At 59.4% G+C, this 15,872-nt stretch carries 16 protein-coding genes; 5 read left to right on the top strand and 11 right to left on the bottom strand.

Annotation, left to right across the window (positions count from 1 at the left end; translation table 11 throughout):
• Position 1 precedes the first annotated feature (1 nt).
• The 6 genes from AC1D2Q_RS28115 to AC1D2Q_RS28090 all read right to left on the bottom strand — a co-directional run bounded on the left by AC1D2Q_RS28115 (position 2) and on the right by AC1D2Q_RS28090 (position 6,311).
• Positions 2-1,309, bottom strand: a complete 1,308-nt coding sequence (locus AC1D2Q_RS28115; protein ID WP_477815341.1) for a CynX/NimT family MFS transporter — start codon at positions 1,307-1,309, stop codon at positions 2-4.
• On the bottom strand, positions 1,299-1,958 hold the full coding sequence (locus AC1D2Q_RS28110) for a FadR/GntR family transcriptional regulator (protein ID WP_477815340.1): 660 nt from the start codon (positions 1,956-1,958) through the stop codon (positions 1,299-1,301). Before AC1D2Q_RS28110 ends, AC1D2Q_RS28115 begins: the two co-directional genes overlap by 11 nt.
• 190 nt (positions 1,959-2,148) lie before the next feature.
• The gene (locus AC1D2Q_RS28105; protein ID WP_253418977.1) at positions 2,149-2,913 is read right to left on the bottom strand and encodes an amino acid ABC transporter ATP-binding protein; all 765 of its coding nucleotides are present in this window, start codon (positions 2,911-2,913) and stop codon (positions 2,149-2,151) included.
• An 11-nt stretch (positions 2,914-2,924) separates the two neighbouring features.
• A complete protein-coding gene (locus AC1D2Q_RS28100) occupies positions 2,925-4,022 on the bottom strand; it encodes an amino acid ABC transporter permease (RefSeq protein ID WP_477815339.1) in 1,098 nt (365 codons plus the stop codon).
• 10 nt (positions 4,023-4,032) lie between these two features.
• Positions 4,033-5,214, bottom strand: a complete 1,182-nt coding sequence (locus AC1D2Q_RS28095) for an amino acid ABC transporter permease (protein ID WP_305410087.1) — start codon at positions 5,212-5,214, stop codon at positions 4,033-4,035.
• A 65-nt stretch (positions 5,215-5,279) separates the two neighbouring features.
• A complete protein-coding gene (locus AC1D2Q_RS28090; protein ID WP_477815338.1) occupies positions 5,280-6,311 on the bottom strand; it encodes an amino acid ABC transporter substrate-binding protein in 1,032 nt (343 codons plus the stop codon).
• Between the two features lie 470 nt (positions 6,312-6,781).
• Here AC1D2Q_RS28090 and AC1D2Q_RS28085 point away from each other — a divergent pair, with 470 nt between their 5' ends.
• The 5 genes from AC1D2Q_RS28085 (at position 6,782) to AC1D2Q_RS28065 (ending at position 12,022) form a co-directional block, all read left to right on the top strand.
• Positions 6,782-7,438, top strand: coding sequence for an alpha/beta hydrolase (locus AC1D2Q_RS28085; protein WP_007936275.1), 657 nt, complete (start codon positions 6,782-6,784; stop codon positions 7,436-7,438).
• A gap of 85 nt (positions 7,439-7,523) precedes the next feature.
• Positions 7,524-9,011, top strand: coding sequence for an ATP-dependent RNA helicase RhlB (gene rhlB / locus AC1D2Q_RS28080; RefSeq protein ID WP_477815337.1), 1,488 nt, complete (start codon positions 7,524-7,526; stop codon positions 9,009-9,011).
• Between the two features lie 140 nt (positions 9,012-9,151).
• Positions 9,152-10,099 (top strand): ornithine cyclodeaminase family protein, encoded by a 948-nt coding sequence (locus tag AC1D2Q_RS28075; protein WP_477815336.1) that lies wholly within the window; start codon positions 9,152-9,154, stop codon positions 10,097-10,099.
• A gap of 60 nt (positions 10,100-10,159) precedes the next feature.
• A complete protein-coding gene (locus AC1D2Q_RS28070; RefSeq protein WP_477815335.1) occupies positions 10,160-11,287 on the top strand; it encodes an NAD(P)/FAD-dependent oxidoreductase in 1,128 nt (375 codons plus the stop codon).
• Between the two features lie 93 nt (positions 11,288-11,380).
• Positions 11,381-12,022 (top strand): helix-turn-helix transcriptional regulator, encoded by a 642-nt coding sequence (locus tag AC1D2Q_RS28065; RefSeq protein WP_477815334.1) that lies wholly within the window; start codon positions 11,381-11,383, stop codon positions 12,020-12,022.
• 86 nt (positions 12,023-12,108) lie between these two features.
• Here AC1D2Q_RS28065 and AC1D2Q_RS28060 read toward each other — a convergent pair whose 3' ends face one another.
• From AC1D2Q_RS28060 to AC1D2Q_RS28040, 5 genes are all read right to left on the bottom strand, one after another.
• Positions 12,109-12,885, bottom strand: a complete 777-nt coding sequence (locus AC1D2Q_RS28060; protein ID WP_349745729.1) for an ABC transporter substrate-binding protein — start codon at positions 12,883-12,885, stop codon at positions 12,109-12,111.
• Between the two features lie 238 nt (positions 12,886-13,123).
• Positions 13,124-13,576, bottom strand: a complete 453-nt coding sequence (moaE, locus tag AC1D2Q_RS28055; protein ID WP_477815333.1) for a molybdopterin synthase catalytic subunit MoaE — start codon at positions 13,574-13,576, stop codon at positions 13,124-13,126.
• Positions 13,577-13,579: 3 nt separating this feature from the next.
• Complete coding sequence (locus AC1D2Q_RS28050) at positions 13,580-13,822, bottom strand: MoaD/ThiS family protein (protein ID WP_477815332.1); 243 nt, start codon at positions 13,820-13,822, stop codon at positions 13,580-13,582.
• Positions 13,819-14,292 (bottom strand): cyclic pyranopterin monophosphate synthase MoaC, encoded by a 474-nt coding sequence (gene moaC, locus AC1D2Q_RS28045; protein ID WP_305410093.1) that lies wholly within the window; start codon positions 14,290-14,292, stop codon positions 13,819-13,821. Before moaC ends, AC1D2Q_RS28050 begins: the two co-directional genes overlap by 4 nt.
• Positions 14,293-14,449: 157 nt before the next feature.
• Positions 14,450-15,841, bottom strand: a complete 1,392-nt coding sequence (locus AC1D2Q_RS28040; protein ID WP_018927120.1) for a PhoH family protein — start codon at positions 15,839-15,841, stop codon at positions 14,450-14,452.
• Positions 15,842-15,872 lie beyond the last annotated feature (31 nt).

The raw sequence follows: 15,872 nt of genomic DNA, 5'->3' as shown, positions 1-15,872 counted from the left end.
CTCAGACCTTTTCGCTGACCACCTGGACGTAAAGCGAACGCCCGGCGCCGAGGCCGGCAATGATTGCACCGAGGCCGATCACGCCGAAGATCCAGCCTATGGCGCTCCAGCCGCCGGTCCAGTCATGCACGATGCCGACCGCGAAGGGCCCTATCGACGCGAGGGTGTAACCGAAGCCCTGGGCCATGCTCGACAGGTTGGCCGCGACATGGGAATCGCGCGAGCGCAGCACGATCAGGGTCAGCGCCAGGCTGAACGTACCGCCCTGCCCCAGGCCGAGCAGTATCGCCCAGCCCCACAGGCCTTCGAGCGGTGCGTAGAGACAGCCGAACAAACCGCCGAGTGTCAGTAGCATGACCACCACAATCGCCAGCCGTTGATCCTTGCCGCGAGTGGCCAGCCAGGGCGCCGCCAGCGAACTGGCCAACTGGACGATCACCGAACCCGAGAGCACCAGGCCGGCCTGGGTCGGGGTCAGGCCGCGACTGATCAGGATCGACGGCAACCAGCCAAAGACGATGTACGCCAGGGAGGATTGCAGGCCCATGTACAACGTCACCTGCCAGGCCAGCGGATCACGCAACAGACCGCGAACCCGATAGGCCACGTTATGTGCGCCGTGCTTCTGACCGACTTGCGGCAACCAGAAAACCGCCGCGACCAACGCGGGCACCACCCAGAAACCGAGACCCAGGGCCAAGCTTTTGTCGAAATGCTCGCTCAATGGCACCGTCGCGCCGGCTGCCATCGCCGCGCCCAGACACAGGGCCATGGTGTACACGCCGGTCATGGTCCCGGCTTGTTTCGGGAAGTCGCGCTTGACGATGCCCGGCAGCAAAACGCCAATCACCCCGATGCTCGCGCCGGCCAGTACGCTGCCGGCAAACAGGCCGATCTCGCCGAACGAACTACGCAGGATAATCCCGCCGGCCAGCATCAACAAAATGCCCAACACCACCCGTTCGGCGCCGAAACGTCGCGCCAGAATCGGCGCCAACGGTGCGAACAAACCGAGGCACAGCACCGGCAACGTCGTCAGCAAACCCGCTTGCGCCGCCGACAAACCGAGGGTCTTCGACACTTCGCTGAGCATCGGCGCCATGCTCGACAGTGCTGGACGCAGGTTCAGCGCCACCAGAATCAGCCCCAGTAACAACAGCCACGGACGACGCAGGATCGGGTGGCTTTGCTGGACCTCTTCGTCATCGGCCTCGGCATCGATCAGCAGCTCTTCGAGCTCTGCTGTTCGCTTGGGTTGCGTGATGTGGCTGTTGCTGCTCGACATGGAATTCTCGGTTTCAAGGTTCATTGATCAACTGCCTCGACAGGGCCTTGGCCCGTTCCGGGTCGCGCTGCTCGACGGCATCGAGCAGTTCGATATGCAGGTCGAACACCGCTTGGCGTCGGGGGGTGACGTTCAGGGTCTGACGCAACTGCGCACCCACGACGCTGGAGAAGTAGCGATACAGCTCGCTGAGGGTCGGGTTGTGCGCCGCGTCCACCAGACGACGGTGAAACACCAGGTCGCAGGCGATGTAGGTATCGAGATCGCCGTGGTAGTGACTGCCGCTGACACTCAGCGCTTCGCGCAACGCCACCAGGTCTTCATCGGTGCGGCGTAATGCAGCCAGACCGATGGCTTCGACTTCCAGAATGTGCCGGGTTTCCCGAGCCTGCTCCTGAGAGCAGCGGGACAGCGCCTTCATCGTATCCAAAGGATCGACTACCGCCCGCAGGTAGCTGCCGTCTCCCTGACGAATCTCGATCAAGCCGGAAAACGCCAGCACGCGCATGGCTTCGCGCACGGTGTTGCGGCTGATGCCCAGTTCGGTCGCCAGTTCCGGCTCGGTGGGTAAACGCTGGCCGACCGTCCAGATACCTTGATTGATGCGCAGGCGCAACTGGTCCAGGGCCTGATCGACCAAGGATCGTTTAATTAATGGAGAAATATCTGACATAGGATTCGCCCTTTCATCCAATCATAGGATGAATTTTCTGACATGTTAGTCAGCTTCGTCCAGAGCAACAACCCCAACCTAACCCTGTAGGAGTTGCCACCACCGGCCCCTCCTCCAGGGGGCGGGGACAAATCGAGGGCAAAAATAAACCCGGAACCATGTCCGGGTTTATTTCACTGCCAAGCGTCTATCAATGCAGGATCTGGCTCAGGAACAGCTTCGTCCGCTCGTTCTGCGGGTTGTCGAAGAAGTCGTTCGGCGCAGCCTGTTCGACGATTTCACCCTTGTCCATGAAGATCACGCGGTTGGCCACAGTACGGGCGAAGCCCATTTCGTGGGTCACGCAGAGCATGGTCATGCCGTCTTCGGCCAGGCCGATCATGGTGTCCAGAACCTCTTTCACCATCTCCGGGTCGAGTGCCGACGTCGGTTCGTCGAACAGCATGATTTTCGGTTTCATGCACAGGGCACGGGCAATCGCCACACGCTGTTGCTGACCACCGGACAGTTGCCCCGGGAATTTATGCGCCTGCTCCGGAATGCGTACGCGCTCCAGGTAATGCATGGCGATTTCTTCGGCCTTGCGCTTGGGCATCTTGCGTACCCACATCGGCGCCAGGGTGCAGTTCTGCAGAATGGTCAGGTGCGGGAACAGGTTGAAGTGCTGGAACACCATGCCGACTTCACGGCGGATCGCTTCGATCTGCTTGAGGTCGTTGGTGAGTTCCACGCCATCGACCACGATACGGCCCTGCTGGTGTTCTTCCAGGCGATTGAGGCAACGGATGGTGGTGGATTTGCCGGAACCCGACGGGCCGCACAGCACGATACGCTCGCCCTGCTTGACGTTCAGGTTGATGTCTTTCAACACGTGGAACTGGCCGTACCACTTGTTTACGCCCTGCATCTGAATAATGCCTTGAGGACTCACAGGCTGTTTGATCGCTTCACTCATAAACTACGCTCCTAACGCTTGTGGCCAGTGTCCAGCTTGCGTTCCAAATGCATGGAATAGCGGGACATACCAAAACAGAAAATCCAGAACACCAGGGCCGCGAACACATAGCCTTCAGTGGCCATGCCCAGCCATTTCGGGTCGGCGGCGGCTTGCTTGACGCTGTTGAGCAAGTCGAACAGGCCGATGATGATCACCAGGCTCGTGTCCTTGAACAGCGCAATGAAGGTGTTGACGATGCCAGGGATTACCAGCTTCAGGGCTTGCGGCAAAATCACCAGGCCCATGCTGCGCCAGTAACCGAGGCCCATTGCCGCAGCCGCTTCGTACTGACCTTTAGGGATCGCTTGCAGACCGCCACGCACCACCTCGGCGATGTAGGCCGACTGGAACAGGATCACGCCGATCAGCGCCCGCAGCAATTTGTCGAAGTTCATGCCTTCGGGCAGGAACAACGGCAACATCACCGACGACATGAACAGCACCGTGATCAACGGCACACCGCGCCAGAACTCGATGAAGGTCACGCAGACCACGCGAATCGCCGGCATGTTCGAACGACGGCCCAGGGCCAGAACAATACCCAGCGGCAATGCGCCGACGATACCGACGGTAGCGATCACCAAGGTCAGCATCAGGCCGCCCCACTGGCTGGTCGCCACCTGGCTCAGGCCGAATACGCCACCGTGCAGCAGGAGGTAGGCAATGATCGGATAGAGCACCAGAAAGCTCAGGCCGTAGATCGCCTTGTGCGGAACACGAGCGATGAACAACGGCGCCACGCCAATCACCGCCAGCCACACGGTCAGGTCCACGCGCCAGCGCAAGTCCATCGGGTAGTAGCCATACATGAACTGGCCAAAGCGCTGCTCAATGAATACCCAGCAGGCGCCGGCCTTGGTGCAATCGGCGCGGGTGGTTCCAACCCAATTGGCATCGAGAATCGCCCAGCTCACGAGAGGCGGAACTATCAGGTAAATCAGATAGAACGCGAACAGCGTCAGCAGGGTGTTGATCCAGCTGGAAAACATGTGCGCCCGCATCCACGCCACGACACCGATGCTGCTGCTCGGTGGAGGCATGTCGGGTTTGAAAGTATGAGTCGTCATGCGCTCTTCCTTACCGCTCGATCAGCGCAATGCGCTTGTTGTACCAGTTCATCAGCAGGGAAATGCTGATACTGATCGCCAGGTACACGCTCATGGTGATGGCAATGACTTCGATCGCCTGTCCGGTCTGATTCAGCACCGTACCGGCAAACAACGACACCATCTCCGGATAACCGATACCGGCCGCCAGCGAGGAGTTTTTCGCCAGGTTCAGGTATTGGCTGGTCAGCGGCGGAATGATCACGCGCAGGGCTTGCGGGATGATCACCTTGCGCAGGGTCGGACCGTTGCGCAGCCCCAGCGAGTGGGCCGCTTCGGTCTGGCCGTGGCTGACCGACTTGATACCCGAACGCACGATCTCGGCGATGAACGCCGCGGTGTACACCGTCAGGGCCAGGGTCAGTGCCAGCAGTTCAGGGATCAGCACCCAGCCGCCTACAAAGTTGAAACCTTGCAGCTGTGGCATTTCCCAATGCAGCGGCGCGCCGAAGATCAATGCGCACAACGCAGGGATCACCAGGAACATCGCCAGGCCTACCCAGAATTTGTGGAACGGTACGCCGGTCTCTTCGAAACGCTTGTTGGCCCAGCGGCACATCAGCACGATCGCGACAATGGCCACGACGATGCTCGCCACAAACGGCCAGAAACCGTTCGCTATCAGCGCTGCCGGCATGTTCAGGCCGCGGCTGCTGACGAAGAAGGTGTCGCCGAAGTTATGGCTATTGCGCGGCCCTGGCATGGTCAGGAACACTGCGAAGTACCAGAACAGGATTTGCAGCAGCGGGGGAATGTTACGGAAGACCTCCACATAGACCGTCGCCATCTTGGCAATGATCCAGTTCTTCGACAGCCGTGCCACACCGACGATGAAACCGAGGATCGTCGCCAGGATCACGCCGATGAACGTCACCAGCAAGGTGTTGAGCAGGCCGATGACAAACACCCGGGCATAACTGTCCGATTCGGTGTAGTCGATCAGGTGCTGAGCGATGCCGAAACCGGCGCTGCGCTCAAGAAAACTAAAACCGGAGGTAATGCCCCGGTGTTGCAGGTTGGTTTGAGTGTTGTCGAACAGGTACCAACCCATCCCGACCACGGCGATAACCGTAATGATCTGAAACAGCCACGCACGCACTCGCGGATCGCTGAGGCTGAACCTCTGCTTTGGTGCGCCGATTGAATTTTGCATGAAGTGCCCCGGAAATAATGGAACAGAACATCACCCGGTGGTTGGCCCACCGGGTGATAGAACCATCAGCGCACTGGTGGTGCGTATTGAATGCCGCCGTTGGTCCACAGGGCGTTCAAGCCACGGTCGATTTCCAGCGGAGTGCCCTTGCCGAGGTTTCTCTCGAAGACTTCACCGTAGTTACCGACTTGCTTGACGATTTTCACCACCCAGTCTTTCGGCAGCTTCAGATCCTTGCCGTACTCACCGTCGCCGCCCAGCAGACGAGCAACGTCCGGATTCTTGGTCGACTTGGCTTCCGCCTCGACGTTTTTCGAAGAGATACCGGCCTCTTCGGCGTTGAGCATCGCGTAGCCAACCCAACGAACGATTGCCAGCCACTCATCGTCGCCGTTACGCACGACCGGCCCCAAAGGCTCTTTGGAGATGGTTTCAGGCAGAACGATGTAATCTTTCGGCGAGGCCAGTTTGCTGCGCTGTGCATACAACTGGGACTTGTCGGAGGTCAGCACGTCGCAACGACCGGATTCCAGCGACTTGGCGCTTTCATCGGAAGTGTCGAAGGTGATCGGGGTGTACTTCAGGCCGTTGGCGCGGAAGTAGTCGGACACGTTCAGCTCGGTGGTGGTACCGGCTTGAATACAGATGGTCGCGCCATCCAGTTCCTTGGCACTTTTCACGCCCAGCTTGCTGTTGGCCAGGAAGCCTACGCCGTCGTAATAGGTGATGAAGCCAGGAAACTTCAGGCCCATGCCCGCGTCACGGGAACTGGTCATGGTGGAGTTGCGCGACAGCATGTCGATTTCGCCGGATTGCAGAGCAGTGAAACGCTCCTTGGCATTCAACTGGCTGAATTTGACCTTGGTCGCATCACCAAACACTGCAGCAGCTACAGCGCGGCAGAAGTCAGCATCGATGCCAACGATCTTGCCGGTAGAGTCCGGAACCGAGAAACCCGGCAAACCGTCGCTCACACCGCACTGAACAAAACCTTTCTTCTGCACTGCATCCAGGGTTGCACCCGCCTGAGCGAACCCACTGACACCGAGCACTGCAGCTGCAGTCACGACGGCCAGGGTGGATTTCAACATCTTCATTCAAACCTCCAGTTTTGCTCTTGTTGTGTCGGAGCTTGAGCCCTGTCGCACCCTTTTGAGGCGTTGCTGACCCTTGTTGGCTTTTTTTAGGGTCAACCGACGTAAGGACCGTCGCTATGAGTCTAGTAGGAGAAAATCCACATCATGGATAACTCACTTCTCACCAATCGGCCGAACGGGCTGTAGCCCCTTTCACGTTCGCGAAGCCCGTAGCGGCCACTGGCGAACATCCATTACCGGATTCTTTGCTATCCCACGACTAGCCATACACTGATAGTGTTACCGCCAGGCATGAGATTGGTTGCACAGGTTTCCCCATAGCAAAGCCCGTACCAGACCGCTCGCTAAAGCGATTCAGCGCAAGGTCAATAGCAAAACTTTCAACCTTGCGACATCTTCTTAACTGATCAACCCATCGCGCACTTCAACCTTGCACTTAATGAGCGCGCATGCACAACAATGGAGCAGACATGACCGAGCCCCTGATTCTTCAACCCGTCAAGCCCGCAGACGCCTGCGTAATCTGGCTGCATGGGCTGGGTGCCGACCGCTACGATTTTTTGCCGGTAGCTGAAGCGCTACAGGAAAACCTGCTCACTACCCGTTTCGTTTTGCCCCAGGCCCCGACTCGCGCCGTTACCATTAATGGTGGCTACGAGATGCCAAGCTGGTACGACATATTGGCCATGAGCCCGGCACGCGCCATCAGCCGCGAGCAGTTGGAGGAGTCCGCGCAACGGGTCGTGGATTTGATTGAAGTGCAGAAGGCCAGCGGAATAGACGCCTCGCGGATCTTTCTCGCCGGTTTTTCCCAGGGCGGTGCCGTGGTACTGCACACAGCCTTCCTGAAATGGCAGGGACCGTTGGGCGGAGTACTTGCGCTCTCGACTTATGCCCCTACATTCAGCGATGAACTGGAGCTTTCCGCCAGCCAGCAGCGCATTCCTGTGTTGTCGTTGCATGGTCAGTATGATGACGTCGTGCAAAACTCCATGGGCCGGACCGCCTACGAGTATTTAAAGCAGCATGGTGTCACCGTGACATGGCAGGAATACCCAATGGGCCACGAAGTGTTACCCGAAGAAATTCGCGACATCGGCGTCTGGCTCGCCGAGCGTTTGCGCTAAAAGCTACCCTTTGATCCATCGCACTACGCCGCGCCCGATTCTTGCATTACACTGGCCGGCGTACATTCCTTAACCAATTGATGAGATGACCGTGCTCAAAGCACTCAAGAAAATGTTCGGTAAAAGCGAGGCTGAGCAGCTCGCGCCAGGCTCCAGCGCTCCGTCTCATACCCCCAGCCACCGTACCGACGGTAATCAGCCTGGCCGGACCGCAACCGTAGCGGCACCGAAACACGAGCCGGTGACCACACCGACCGCCCCACCTGCCCCGGCCATTGTCTCTGAACAGCCGCGCAGCGAAGCCCCGAAACCTGCGAAACCACGCCGCGAACCGAAGCCAAAGGCACCGGTCATTCCCTGGAAGCTCGAAGACTTCGTCGTCGAACCCCAGGAAGGCAAAACCCGCTTCCACGATTTCAAACTCGCCCCCGAGCTGATGCACGCCATTCAGGACCTGGGCTTTCCTTATTGCACGCCGATCCAGGCGCAGGTGCTTGGTTTCACCCTCGCGGGCAAAGACGCCATCGGTCGCGCCCAGACCGGTACCGGCAAAACCGCCGCGTTCCTGATTTCGATCATCACGCAGCTGCTGCAAACCCCGCCGCCCAAAGAACGCTACATGGGTGAACCGCGAGCACTGATCATCGCCCCGACCCGGGAATTGGTGGTGCAAATCGCCAAGGACGCGGCCGACCTGACCAAGTACACCGGCCTCAACGTCATGACGTTTGTCGGCGGCATGGACTTCGACAAGCAGCTCAAGCACCTCGAAGCCCGCCACTGTGACATCCTCGTGGCCACTCCGGGCCGCTTGCTCGACTTCAACCAGCGCGGCGACGTACACCTGGACATGGTCGAAGTCATGGTGCTGGACGAAGCCGACCGGATGCTCGACATGGGTTTCATCCCGCAAGTGCGTCAGATCATTCGCCAGACTCCACCGAAGAACGAACGTCAGACGCTGCTGTTCTCCGCGACCTTCACCGACGACGTGATGAACCTGGCCAAGCAATGGACCACCGACCCGTCGATCGTCGAGATCGAAGCGCAGAACGTGGCCAGCGAAAACGTCGAGCAACACATCTACGCGGTGGCCGGCGCCGACAAATACAAACTGCTCTATAACCTGGTCAACGATAACGGCTGGGAACGCGTGATGGTCTTCGCCAACCGCAAGGACGAAGTGCGGCGCATCGAAGAACGCCTGGTGCGCGATGGCGTCAATGCGGCGCAACTGTCTGGCGATGTGCCGCAGCACAAGCGCATCAAGACCCTGGAAGGGTTCCGCGAAGGCAAGATCCGCGTGCTGGTCGCCACCGATGTGGCCGGTCGCGGCATTCACATCGACGGCATCAGCCACGTGATCAACTTCACCCTGCCGGAAGTCCCGGACGACTACGTGCACCGCATCGGTCGTACTGGCCGTGCCGGCGCCGACGGTGTATCCATCAGCTTTGCCGGTGAAGACGACTCCTACCAGCTACCGTCCATCGAGGCGCTGCTGGGTCGCAAGATCAGTTGTGAAACGCCACCGACGCATCTGCTGCGGGCGGTTGAGCGCAAGCGCCCATAACACGGGTCGCAGAATAAAAGGCGCAGCCGGAAACGGACTGCGCTTTTTTTTCGTCCGGTTTTTTTCAACAGGAGCTTGCCCGAAACAACTAAAAGTCCATAATGGACAAATTAGTTTACTTTCAGCGCCAGGAGCCGACCATGCCCAGCACGCCTTACGTGATCACCCAACCCCAGGCCCGCGAACTGCTGGCGCAAGTCGACGTGCCGCAGATCCTGCGCAAGCTGTTCCGCGACCTGGCCGCCGGGCAAGCCGTGCAACCGGCCCAGCAGTTGGTGGAATTCCCGAAAGGTGCCGGGGACTTCATCAACTACCTGGGCGTGCTGACCGAAGACGGCGTGTATGGCGTCAAGACGTCGCCCTACATCGTGCGTGAGCAAGGCCCATTGGTGACCGCCTGGACGCTGTTGATGTCGATGCAGACCGGCCAGCCGCTGCTGCTCTGCGATGCCGGTGAACTGACCACCGCACGCACCGCGGCGACGACGGCGGTGGCGGTCGATGCCCTCGCGCCGCTGAAGGCCCAACGCCTGGCGATCATCGGCAGCGGCAAGGTGGCCCAGGCGCACCTGCACTACGTGAAGAACCTGCGAGACTGGCAAAGCATCAGCCTGTATTCGCCGAGCCTGCGCGGCAAGAACACCGAAGCGCTGGCACAACTCGAAAGCCTCGATCCACGGCTGACCCTCGCCGACAGTTGCGAAACCGCGATTCAAGACGCCGACGTGATCATGCTTTGTACTTCGTCCGCCGGCCCGGTGATCGACCCGTCCATGTTGAGCAAACCGGCGCTGATCACGTCCATCAGCACCAATGCTCCGCGTGCCCATGAAGTGCCGCCGCAGAGCCTCAATGACATGCAGGTATTCTGCGACTATCGTCAGACCACCCCGGGTTCGGCCGGCGAAATGCTGATCGCCGGTGAACAGCATGGCTGGGACAAGCGCTCGATAGTCGGCGACCTGCCCGACTTGCTCAGCGAAAAAGTGCAGCGCCCGGACTACGACCGACCGGTGTTCTTCCGCTCCATCGGCCTGGGCCTGGAAGACATCGCACTGGCCAATGCCATTTACCGCCTGCTGGGCTAACACCCGCTCCCACAGGGATCCCCAACAATTTCGGCATTTACGCCCCATCAGGAGACGTTCATGAGCCAGGCAGATTTCATCATTATCGGCGGCGGGATTGCCGGTGCTTCCACCGGTTTCTGGCTGTCGCAGCACGGACGGGTGATTGTGCTCGAGCGCGAATCCCATCCGGCCTATCACTCCACCGGACGCTCGGCGGCGCTCTACACCGCCGCCTACGGCACGGCCCAGGTTCGGGCATTGACCCTGGCCAGCCGCGACTTCTTCGACGCGCCGCCACCCGGTTTTTGCGAACACCCGTTGCTGACCCCGCGCGGTGAGATGACCGTCGACTTCACGGGCGATCCAGCGGAGCTGAACAATCAATACCTGAGCGCCAAAGCCTCCGTGCCGCAGATGCAACTGCTCAGCGCCGACGAAGCCTGTGTGCGTCTACCGATCCTGCGTCGGGAAAAAGTCCATGGCGCGATCTACGACCCGACCGCCAGCGACATCGATACCGATGCCCTGCACCAAGGCTATCTGCGCGGTATCCGGCGCAATAAAGGCGAGGTGCATACCGACAGTGAAGTGCTGAGCCTGACCCGGGATACCGAAGGGCTGTGGCAGGTTCAAACCGCCACCCAAACCTTCAGCGCTCCGATCATTATCAATGCCGCCGGCGCTTGGGCCGACAAGGTTGGCGAGCTGGCTGGCGCCCGGCCTCTGGGCCTGCAGCCCAAGCGCCGGGCAGCCTTTATCTTCGCCGGCCCCGAGGGCCTGGATAGCCATGACTGGCCCATGCTGGTCAGCCTCGATGAATCGTTCTACATGAAACCCGATGCCGGCATGTTCCTCGGCTCACCGGCCAATGCCGACCCTGTGGAGCCGCACGACGTGCAGCCCGAAGAACTGGACATCGCCATGGGCATCTACCAGATCGAAGAGGCCACCACCCTGACCATCCGCCGCCCGACCCGCACCTGGGCCGGCCTGCGCAGTTTCGTGCACGATGGGGATTTGCTGTCCGGCTTCGATCAACACGTACCGGGCCTGTTCTGGGTGGCGGGACAAGGCGGCTACGGAATCCAGACGTCACCGGCCATGGGCCAGGCCAGTGCTGCACTGGTACGCGGCGAGGCCTTGCCCGAACAGCTCACCCGTTTCGGTCTGGACGCCGCGATGCTCTCCCCCGCGCGCCTGGGTTGATCCTGATCCTCAGGTGACGGGCTCACACGATTGCGGCAAACTTCCAGTGCCCCTTTTTAAAGGGGCACTGACGCTGGCCTGGAGCTCCACTGTATGAACGCACCTGAAAAAAACTCGGCCCTGGACAATGTGTCCATGGACAACTTCCGCGCGATCGCCGATGCCATCGCCACGTTGTTCTTCCCTCACGCCGAGGTGGTGCTGCACGACCTGCGCACACAAAAGGTCGACTACATCGCCAACAACCTGTCCAAACGGGAAATTGGAGACGACTCGTCGCTGGAGGACATGCTCAGCGAAGAGGTCAGTGAACGAAACATCGGGCCGTACGAAAAGCTCAACTGGGACGGCCAGAAAATTCGCAGCCTCAGCAGCGTGCTACGCGACAGCGAAGGGCAACCGCTGGCAGTGCTGTGCATCAACCTGAATATCTCGTTGTTCGAGAACGCGAAAGCGGCGCTGGATTTGTTCCTGTCGCCGACCAAGCTGATTCCGCAACCGGACTCACTGTTTCGCGATGACTGGCAGGAACGGATCAACACTTTTCTGCATGCCTGGCTGCGCGAGCGCCAATTGAGCCTGAATGTGCTGACCCGCGATCACAAACGCGAACTGGTGCTGGYGCTGCACGCCGAAGGCGCCTTCAAAGGCAAAAGCGCCTCCAACTACGTGGCCAATGTGCTGAACATGGGCCGGGCGACGGTGTACAAGCATTTGAAGGAATTGAAGGGCTGAAAATCAAAAGATCGCAGGCTGCGCCAGCTCCTACAGGGGAATGCGGTCCTCTGTAGGAACTGGCGAAGGCTGCGATCTTTTTCCGATCAGTCGCCGTAGATGTCGGACTTGAAGTACTTCTCCGAAATCTTCTGGTATTCGCCATTGGCCCGAATGCCGTCGATGGCCGCGTTCAGTTCGCTGACCAACTCGGTGTTGCCCTTGCGCACGGCAATCCCGGCGCCCTCACCCACGTATTTCGGATCCTTGAGTTCCGGCCCGACAAAGGCGTAACCCTTGCCACGCGGCATGGACAGGAAATCATTCAATGGAATGGTGTCGGCAAAAATGGCATCGAGGCGACCGGCAGCCAGGTCCATGTAGATTTCTTCGTTGTTGCCGTAACGCTTGACGTTGATGCCCTTCGGTTCGAAAACCTCGGTGGCGTAACGGTCGGTAGTGGTTGCGCGTTGTACGCCGACTGTCTTGCCCTTGAGGCTGGCGTACTGGTCATCGACCGCCGCGCCTTCCTTCATCACCAGTCGCGATGAGGTGAAGTAGTACTTGTGGGTGAAATCCACCGACTTCTTACGGTCTTCATTGATGGTCATGGATGACAGCGCCATGTCGATTTTCTTCACTTTCAGGGAAGGAATCAGACCGTCGAATTCGCCTTCGACCCACACACACTTGACCTTCATCTGCGCGCACAGGGCGTTGCCGATGTCGTAGTCGAAACCGACAATTTCACCTTTGTCGGTTTTGGACGCGAACGGCGGATAGGCCGCTTCAATACCGATACGCAGGCTTTTCTCGGCAGCGAACACGCTACTGCACGCCAACAGGCTCAGGGCCAGACCGGTGATGAGGGGGAATTTCTTCATGTTCGTTCTCTCGCGGGTTGTTGTTGGTTTGGCAAGACAGAAGAAAAAGCTGAAACAGGGAACGCCTTTTTTGTACTTATAAATCCATACTGGACTTTTATGTATTAACCGTCAATCGGGCGCATACAGATCTTCCAGCCTCTGGTCGGGAGGGGAATCAGGGGGTTTTTGGGTGATGCAGAAGGCCTCTTCGCGGGCAACTCGGACCGCGAAGGCGTATTCGAAAGCACTAGAGGAATTACTGCTTCCAGCGATCCGCCGCCGCATGATCGCTGTCACGGCCCTCGACCCAGCGCGCGCCATCACTGGTGTCTTCTTTCTTCCAGAACGGCGCGCGGGTTTTCAGGTAGTCCATGACAAAGGCGCAGGCATCAAACGCTGCCTGGCGGTGGGCGCTGGCGGCACCGACGAAGACGATCGGCTCGCCCGGCTCCAGCGCGCCGATGCGATGCAGCACTTCCAGCTTCAACAGCGGCCAGCGCTGCTCGGCCTCCGCAGCAATCTTGCCCAGGGCTTTTTCGGTCATGCCCGGGTAGTGCTCCAGAAACATCCCGGCGACGTCGAGGCCGTCATTGAAGTCGCGTACGTAGCCGACAAAACTCACCACCGCACCGACGCCCACATTGGCCGCGTGCATGGCGTTGACTTCAGCGCCCGGGTCGAACGGCGTGGGCTGCACACGAATCGCCATGGCTCAGCCCCCGGTCACGGTTGGAAAGAAAGCCACTTCATCGCCATCGCCGACCGGCTCATCGAGCTGGCAGAGGTCTTCATTACGGGCGCACATCAGGTTCTGCTCGCTCAACACCTCGGCGCCTTCACGTTGGGCCAGCAGCGCACGCACATCGTCGACCGTGGCGAAATCACCTTCAACCTTCACCGAATCCACGCCGAGCACCTCACGGTAACGGGCAAAAAACTTCACGGTAACCTTCATGACTGATCCGCCTGGTAATGACCGCTCTTGCCACCGAGTTTCTCCAACAGGCGCACGCTCTCGATGGTCATGCCGCGGTCCACGGCCTTGCACATGTCATAGATGGTCAACGCCGCGACACTGGCGGCGGTTAGCGCTTCCATCTCGACGCCGGTCTGCCCGGACAACTTGCAGCGCGCCACGATGCGCACGGTGTCGTCGCCTTCGGCACTGAGTTCGACCTTGACGCCGGTGAGCATCAACGGATGGCACAGAGGAATCAGATCGCTGGTTTTCTTCGCAGCCTGGATGCCGGCGATCCGCGCCACGGCGAACACATCACCCTTGGGATGACCGCCGCTGACGATCAACTGCAGGGTTTCGGGCAGCATGCGCACCAGCGCTTGGGCCGTCGCTTCGCGGAACGTCACGGCTTTTTCGGTGACGTCGACCATATTGGCGCGACCTTGGGAATCGAGATGAGTCAGCACAGGGTTACTCCTGATCAGGAGCATCGATTGTAAACCTGCGGGTCAATTTTCCGCACGCACGATTATCCGATCGACATGCCTCGCTCTTACAGAGGAAATGTGGGACGAAAAAAACGGGGCGACCCGTGAGGTCGCCCCGTTTTTTTGTGGTTCAAGGTTACAGATGCGATTCGGCGTATTCGGCCAGAATCGAACGTGGCACCCCTTGCAGGGTGATGTGTACACCGTTGGGGAAGTCTTTGAAGCGTTCGGTCAGGTACGTCAGCCCGGAGCTGGTCGCGGACAGGTAAGGGGTGTCGATCTGCGCCAGGTTGCCCAGGCACACCACTTTGGAACCGGCGCCAGCACGGGTGATGATGGTTTTCATCTGGTGCGGCGTGAGGTTCTGGCATTCATCGATCAGGATCAGACTCTGCTGGAAGCTACGGCCTCGAATGTAGTTGAGGGATTTGAACTGCAACGGCACTTTGCTGAGGATGTAGTCGACGCTGCCATGGGTGTTTTCGTCATCCATGTGCAAGGCTTCGAGGTTGTCGGTGATGGCGCCCAGCCAAGGCTCCATCTTTTCCGCTTCGGTGCCGGGCAGGAAACCGATTTCCTGGTCGAGCCCCTGCACGCTGCGGGTGGCAATGATGCGCCGGTAGCGTTTGCTGACCATGGTCTGCTCGATGGCCGCCGCCAGGGCCAGGATGGTTTTACCGGAACCGGCCGCGCCGGACAGGTTCACCAGATGAATGTCCGGATCGAGCAAGGCGTACAGCGCCAGGCTTTGATAGATATCACGCGGTTTCAGGCCCCAGGCTTCCTGGTGCAACAGAGGTTCCTGATGCAGGTCGAGGATCAACAACTTGTCGACCTGGATTTCCTTGATCCAGCCGACAAAGCCCTGTTCGTCGATGATGAACTCGTTAACGTGCACGGCAGGCAGGTTGTCGATCAGCTGCACCTGATGCCAGGTGCGACCATGATCCTGCCGGGTTTCGACTTTACTCACCCGGTCCCAGAAGGAGCCGGTCATGTTGTGGTAACCGTTGGGCAGCAACGAAACGTCGTCGACCAGTTGGTCGGTACTGTAGTCCTCGGCCGCGATCCCACAAGCCCGGGCCTTGAGGCGCATGTTGATATCTTTTGTGACCAGCACCACGGGCAGTTTTGCATCACGCGCGCGCAGGTCGATCAGCTGGTTGATGATGATGTTGTCGTTCAGGTGCTCGGGCAGAATGATGTTCGGCTCGGCACGCTTGCTCATCAGAATTGACAGCAAGCCCTTGGGCCCGCCCTTGCCACGCTGGATCGGAACGCCGAGTTCGACGTCTTCGGGGCTGGCATCGCCCAGGGTCTTGTCGATCAGCCGAATGGCCTGGCGGCATTCCGCTGCAACGCTGTGCGGCCCGCTCTTGAGCTTGTCCAGCTCTTCAAGCACGGTCATCGGGATCGCGACGTGGTGTTCTTCGAAGTTAAGCAGGGCGTTTGGATCGTGAATCAATACGTTGGTATCGAGTACATAAAGGATTGGCTGGTTGGAAGGGCTACGTCCGTGATCATCCATACTCGGTCACCTTTGTGGGAGCCAGTCGACG

It is taken from the genome of Pseudomonas sp. P1_A1 (genome assembly GCF_056406935.1).
Note: the sequence above shows the minus strand (reverse complement) of the source record. Positions and strands in the feature narration are given on the sequence as shown.

Bases quoted from the DNA above. Each gene is read 5' to 3' on its own strand.
- AC1D2Q_RS28115 (WP_477815341.1), bottom strand. From the start codon at position 1,309: ATGAACCTTGAAACCGAGAATTCCATGTCGAGCAGCAACAGCCACATC.
- AC1D2Q_RS28110 (WP_477815340.1), bottom strand. From the start codon at position 1,958: ATGTCAGATATTTCTCCATTAATTAAACGATCCTTGGTCGATCAGGCC.
- AC1D2Q_RS28105 (WP_253418977.1), bottom strand. From the start codon at position 2,913: ATGAGTGAAGCGATCAAACAGCCTGTGAGTCCTCAAGGCATTATTCAG.
- AC1D2Q_RS28100 (WP_477815339.1), bottom strand. From the start codon at position 4,022: ATGACGACTCATACTTTCAAACCCGACATGCCTCCACCGAGCAGCAGC.
- AC1D2Q_RS28095 (WP_305410087.1), bottom strand. From the start codon at position 5,214: ATGCAAAATTCAATCGGCGCACCAAAGCAGAGGTTCAGCCTCAGCGAT.
- AC1D2Q_RS28090 (WP_477815338.1), bottom strand. From the start codon at position 6,311: ATGAAGATGTTGAAATCCACCCTGGCCGTCGTGACTGCAGCTGCAGTG.
- AC1D2Q_RS28085 (WP_007936275.1), top strand. From the start codon at position 6,782: ATGACCGAGCCCCTGATTCTTCAACCCGTCAAGCCCGCAGACGCCTGC.
- rhlB (WP_477815337.1), top strand. From the start codon at position 7,524: ATGACCGTGCTCAAAGCACTCAAGAAAATGTTCGGTAAAAGCGAGGCT.
- AC1D2Q_RS28075 (WP_477815336.1), top strand. From the start codon at position 9,152: ATGCCCAGCACGCCTTACGTGATCACCCAACCCCAGGCCCGCGAACTG.
- AC1D2Q_RS28070 (WP_477815335.1), top strand. From the start codon at position 10,160: ATGAGCCAGGCAGATTTCATCATTATCGGCGGCGGGATTGCCGGTGCT.
- AC1D2Q_RS28060 (WP_349745729.1), bottom strand. From the start codon at position 12,885: ATGAAGAAATTCCCCCTCATCACCGGTCTGGCCCTGAGCCTGTTGGCG.
- moaE (WP_477815333.1), bottom strand. From the start codon at position 13,576: ATGGCGATTCGTGTGCAGCCCACGCCGTTCGACCCGGGCGCTGAAGTC.
- AC1D2Q_RS28050 (WP_477815332.1), bottom strand. From the start codon at position 13,822: ATGAAGGTTACCGTGAAGTTTTTTGCCCGTTACCGTGAGGTGCTCGGC.
- AC1D2Q_RS28040 (WP_018927120.1), bottom strand. From the start codon at position 15,841: ATGGATGATCACGGACGTAGCCCTTCCAACCAGCCAATCCTTTATGTA.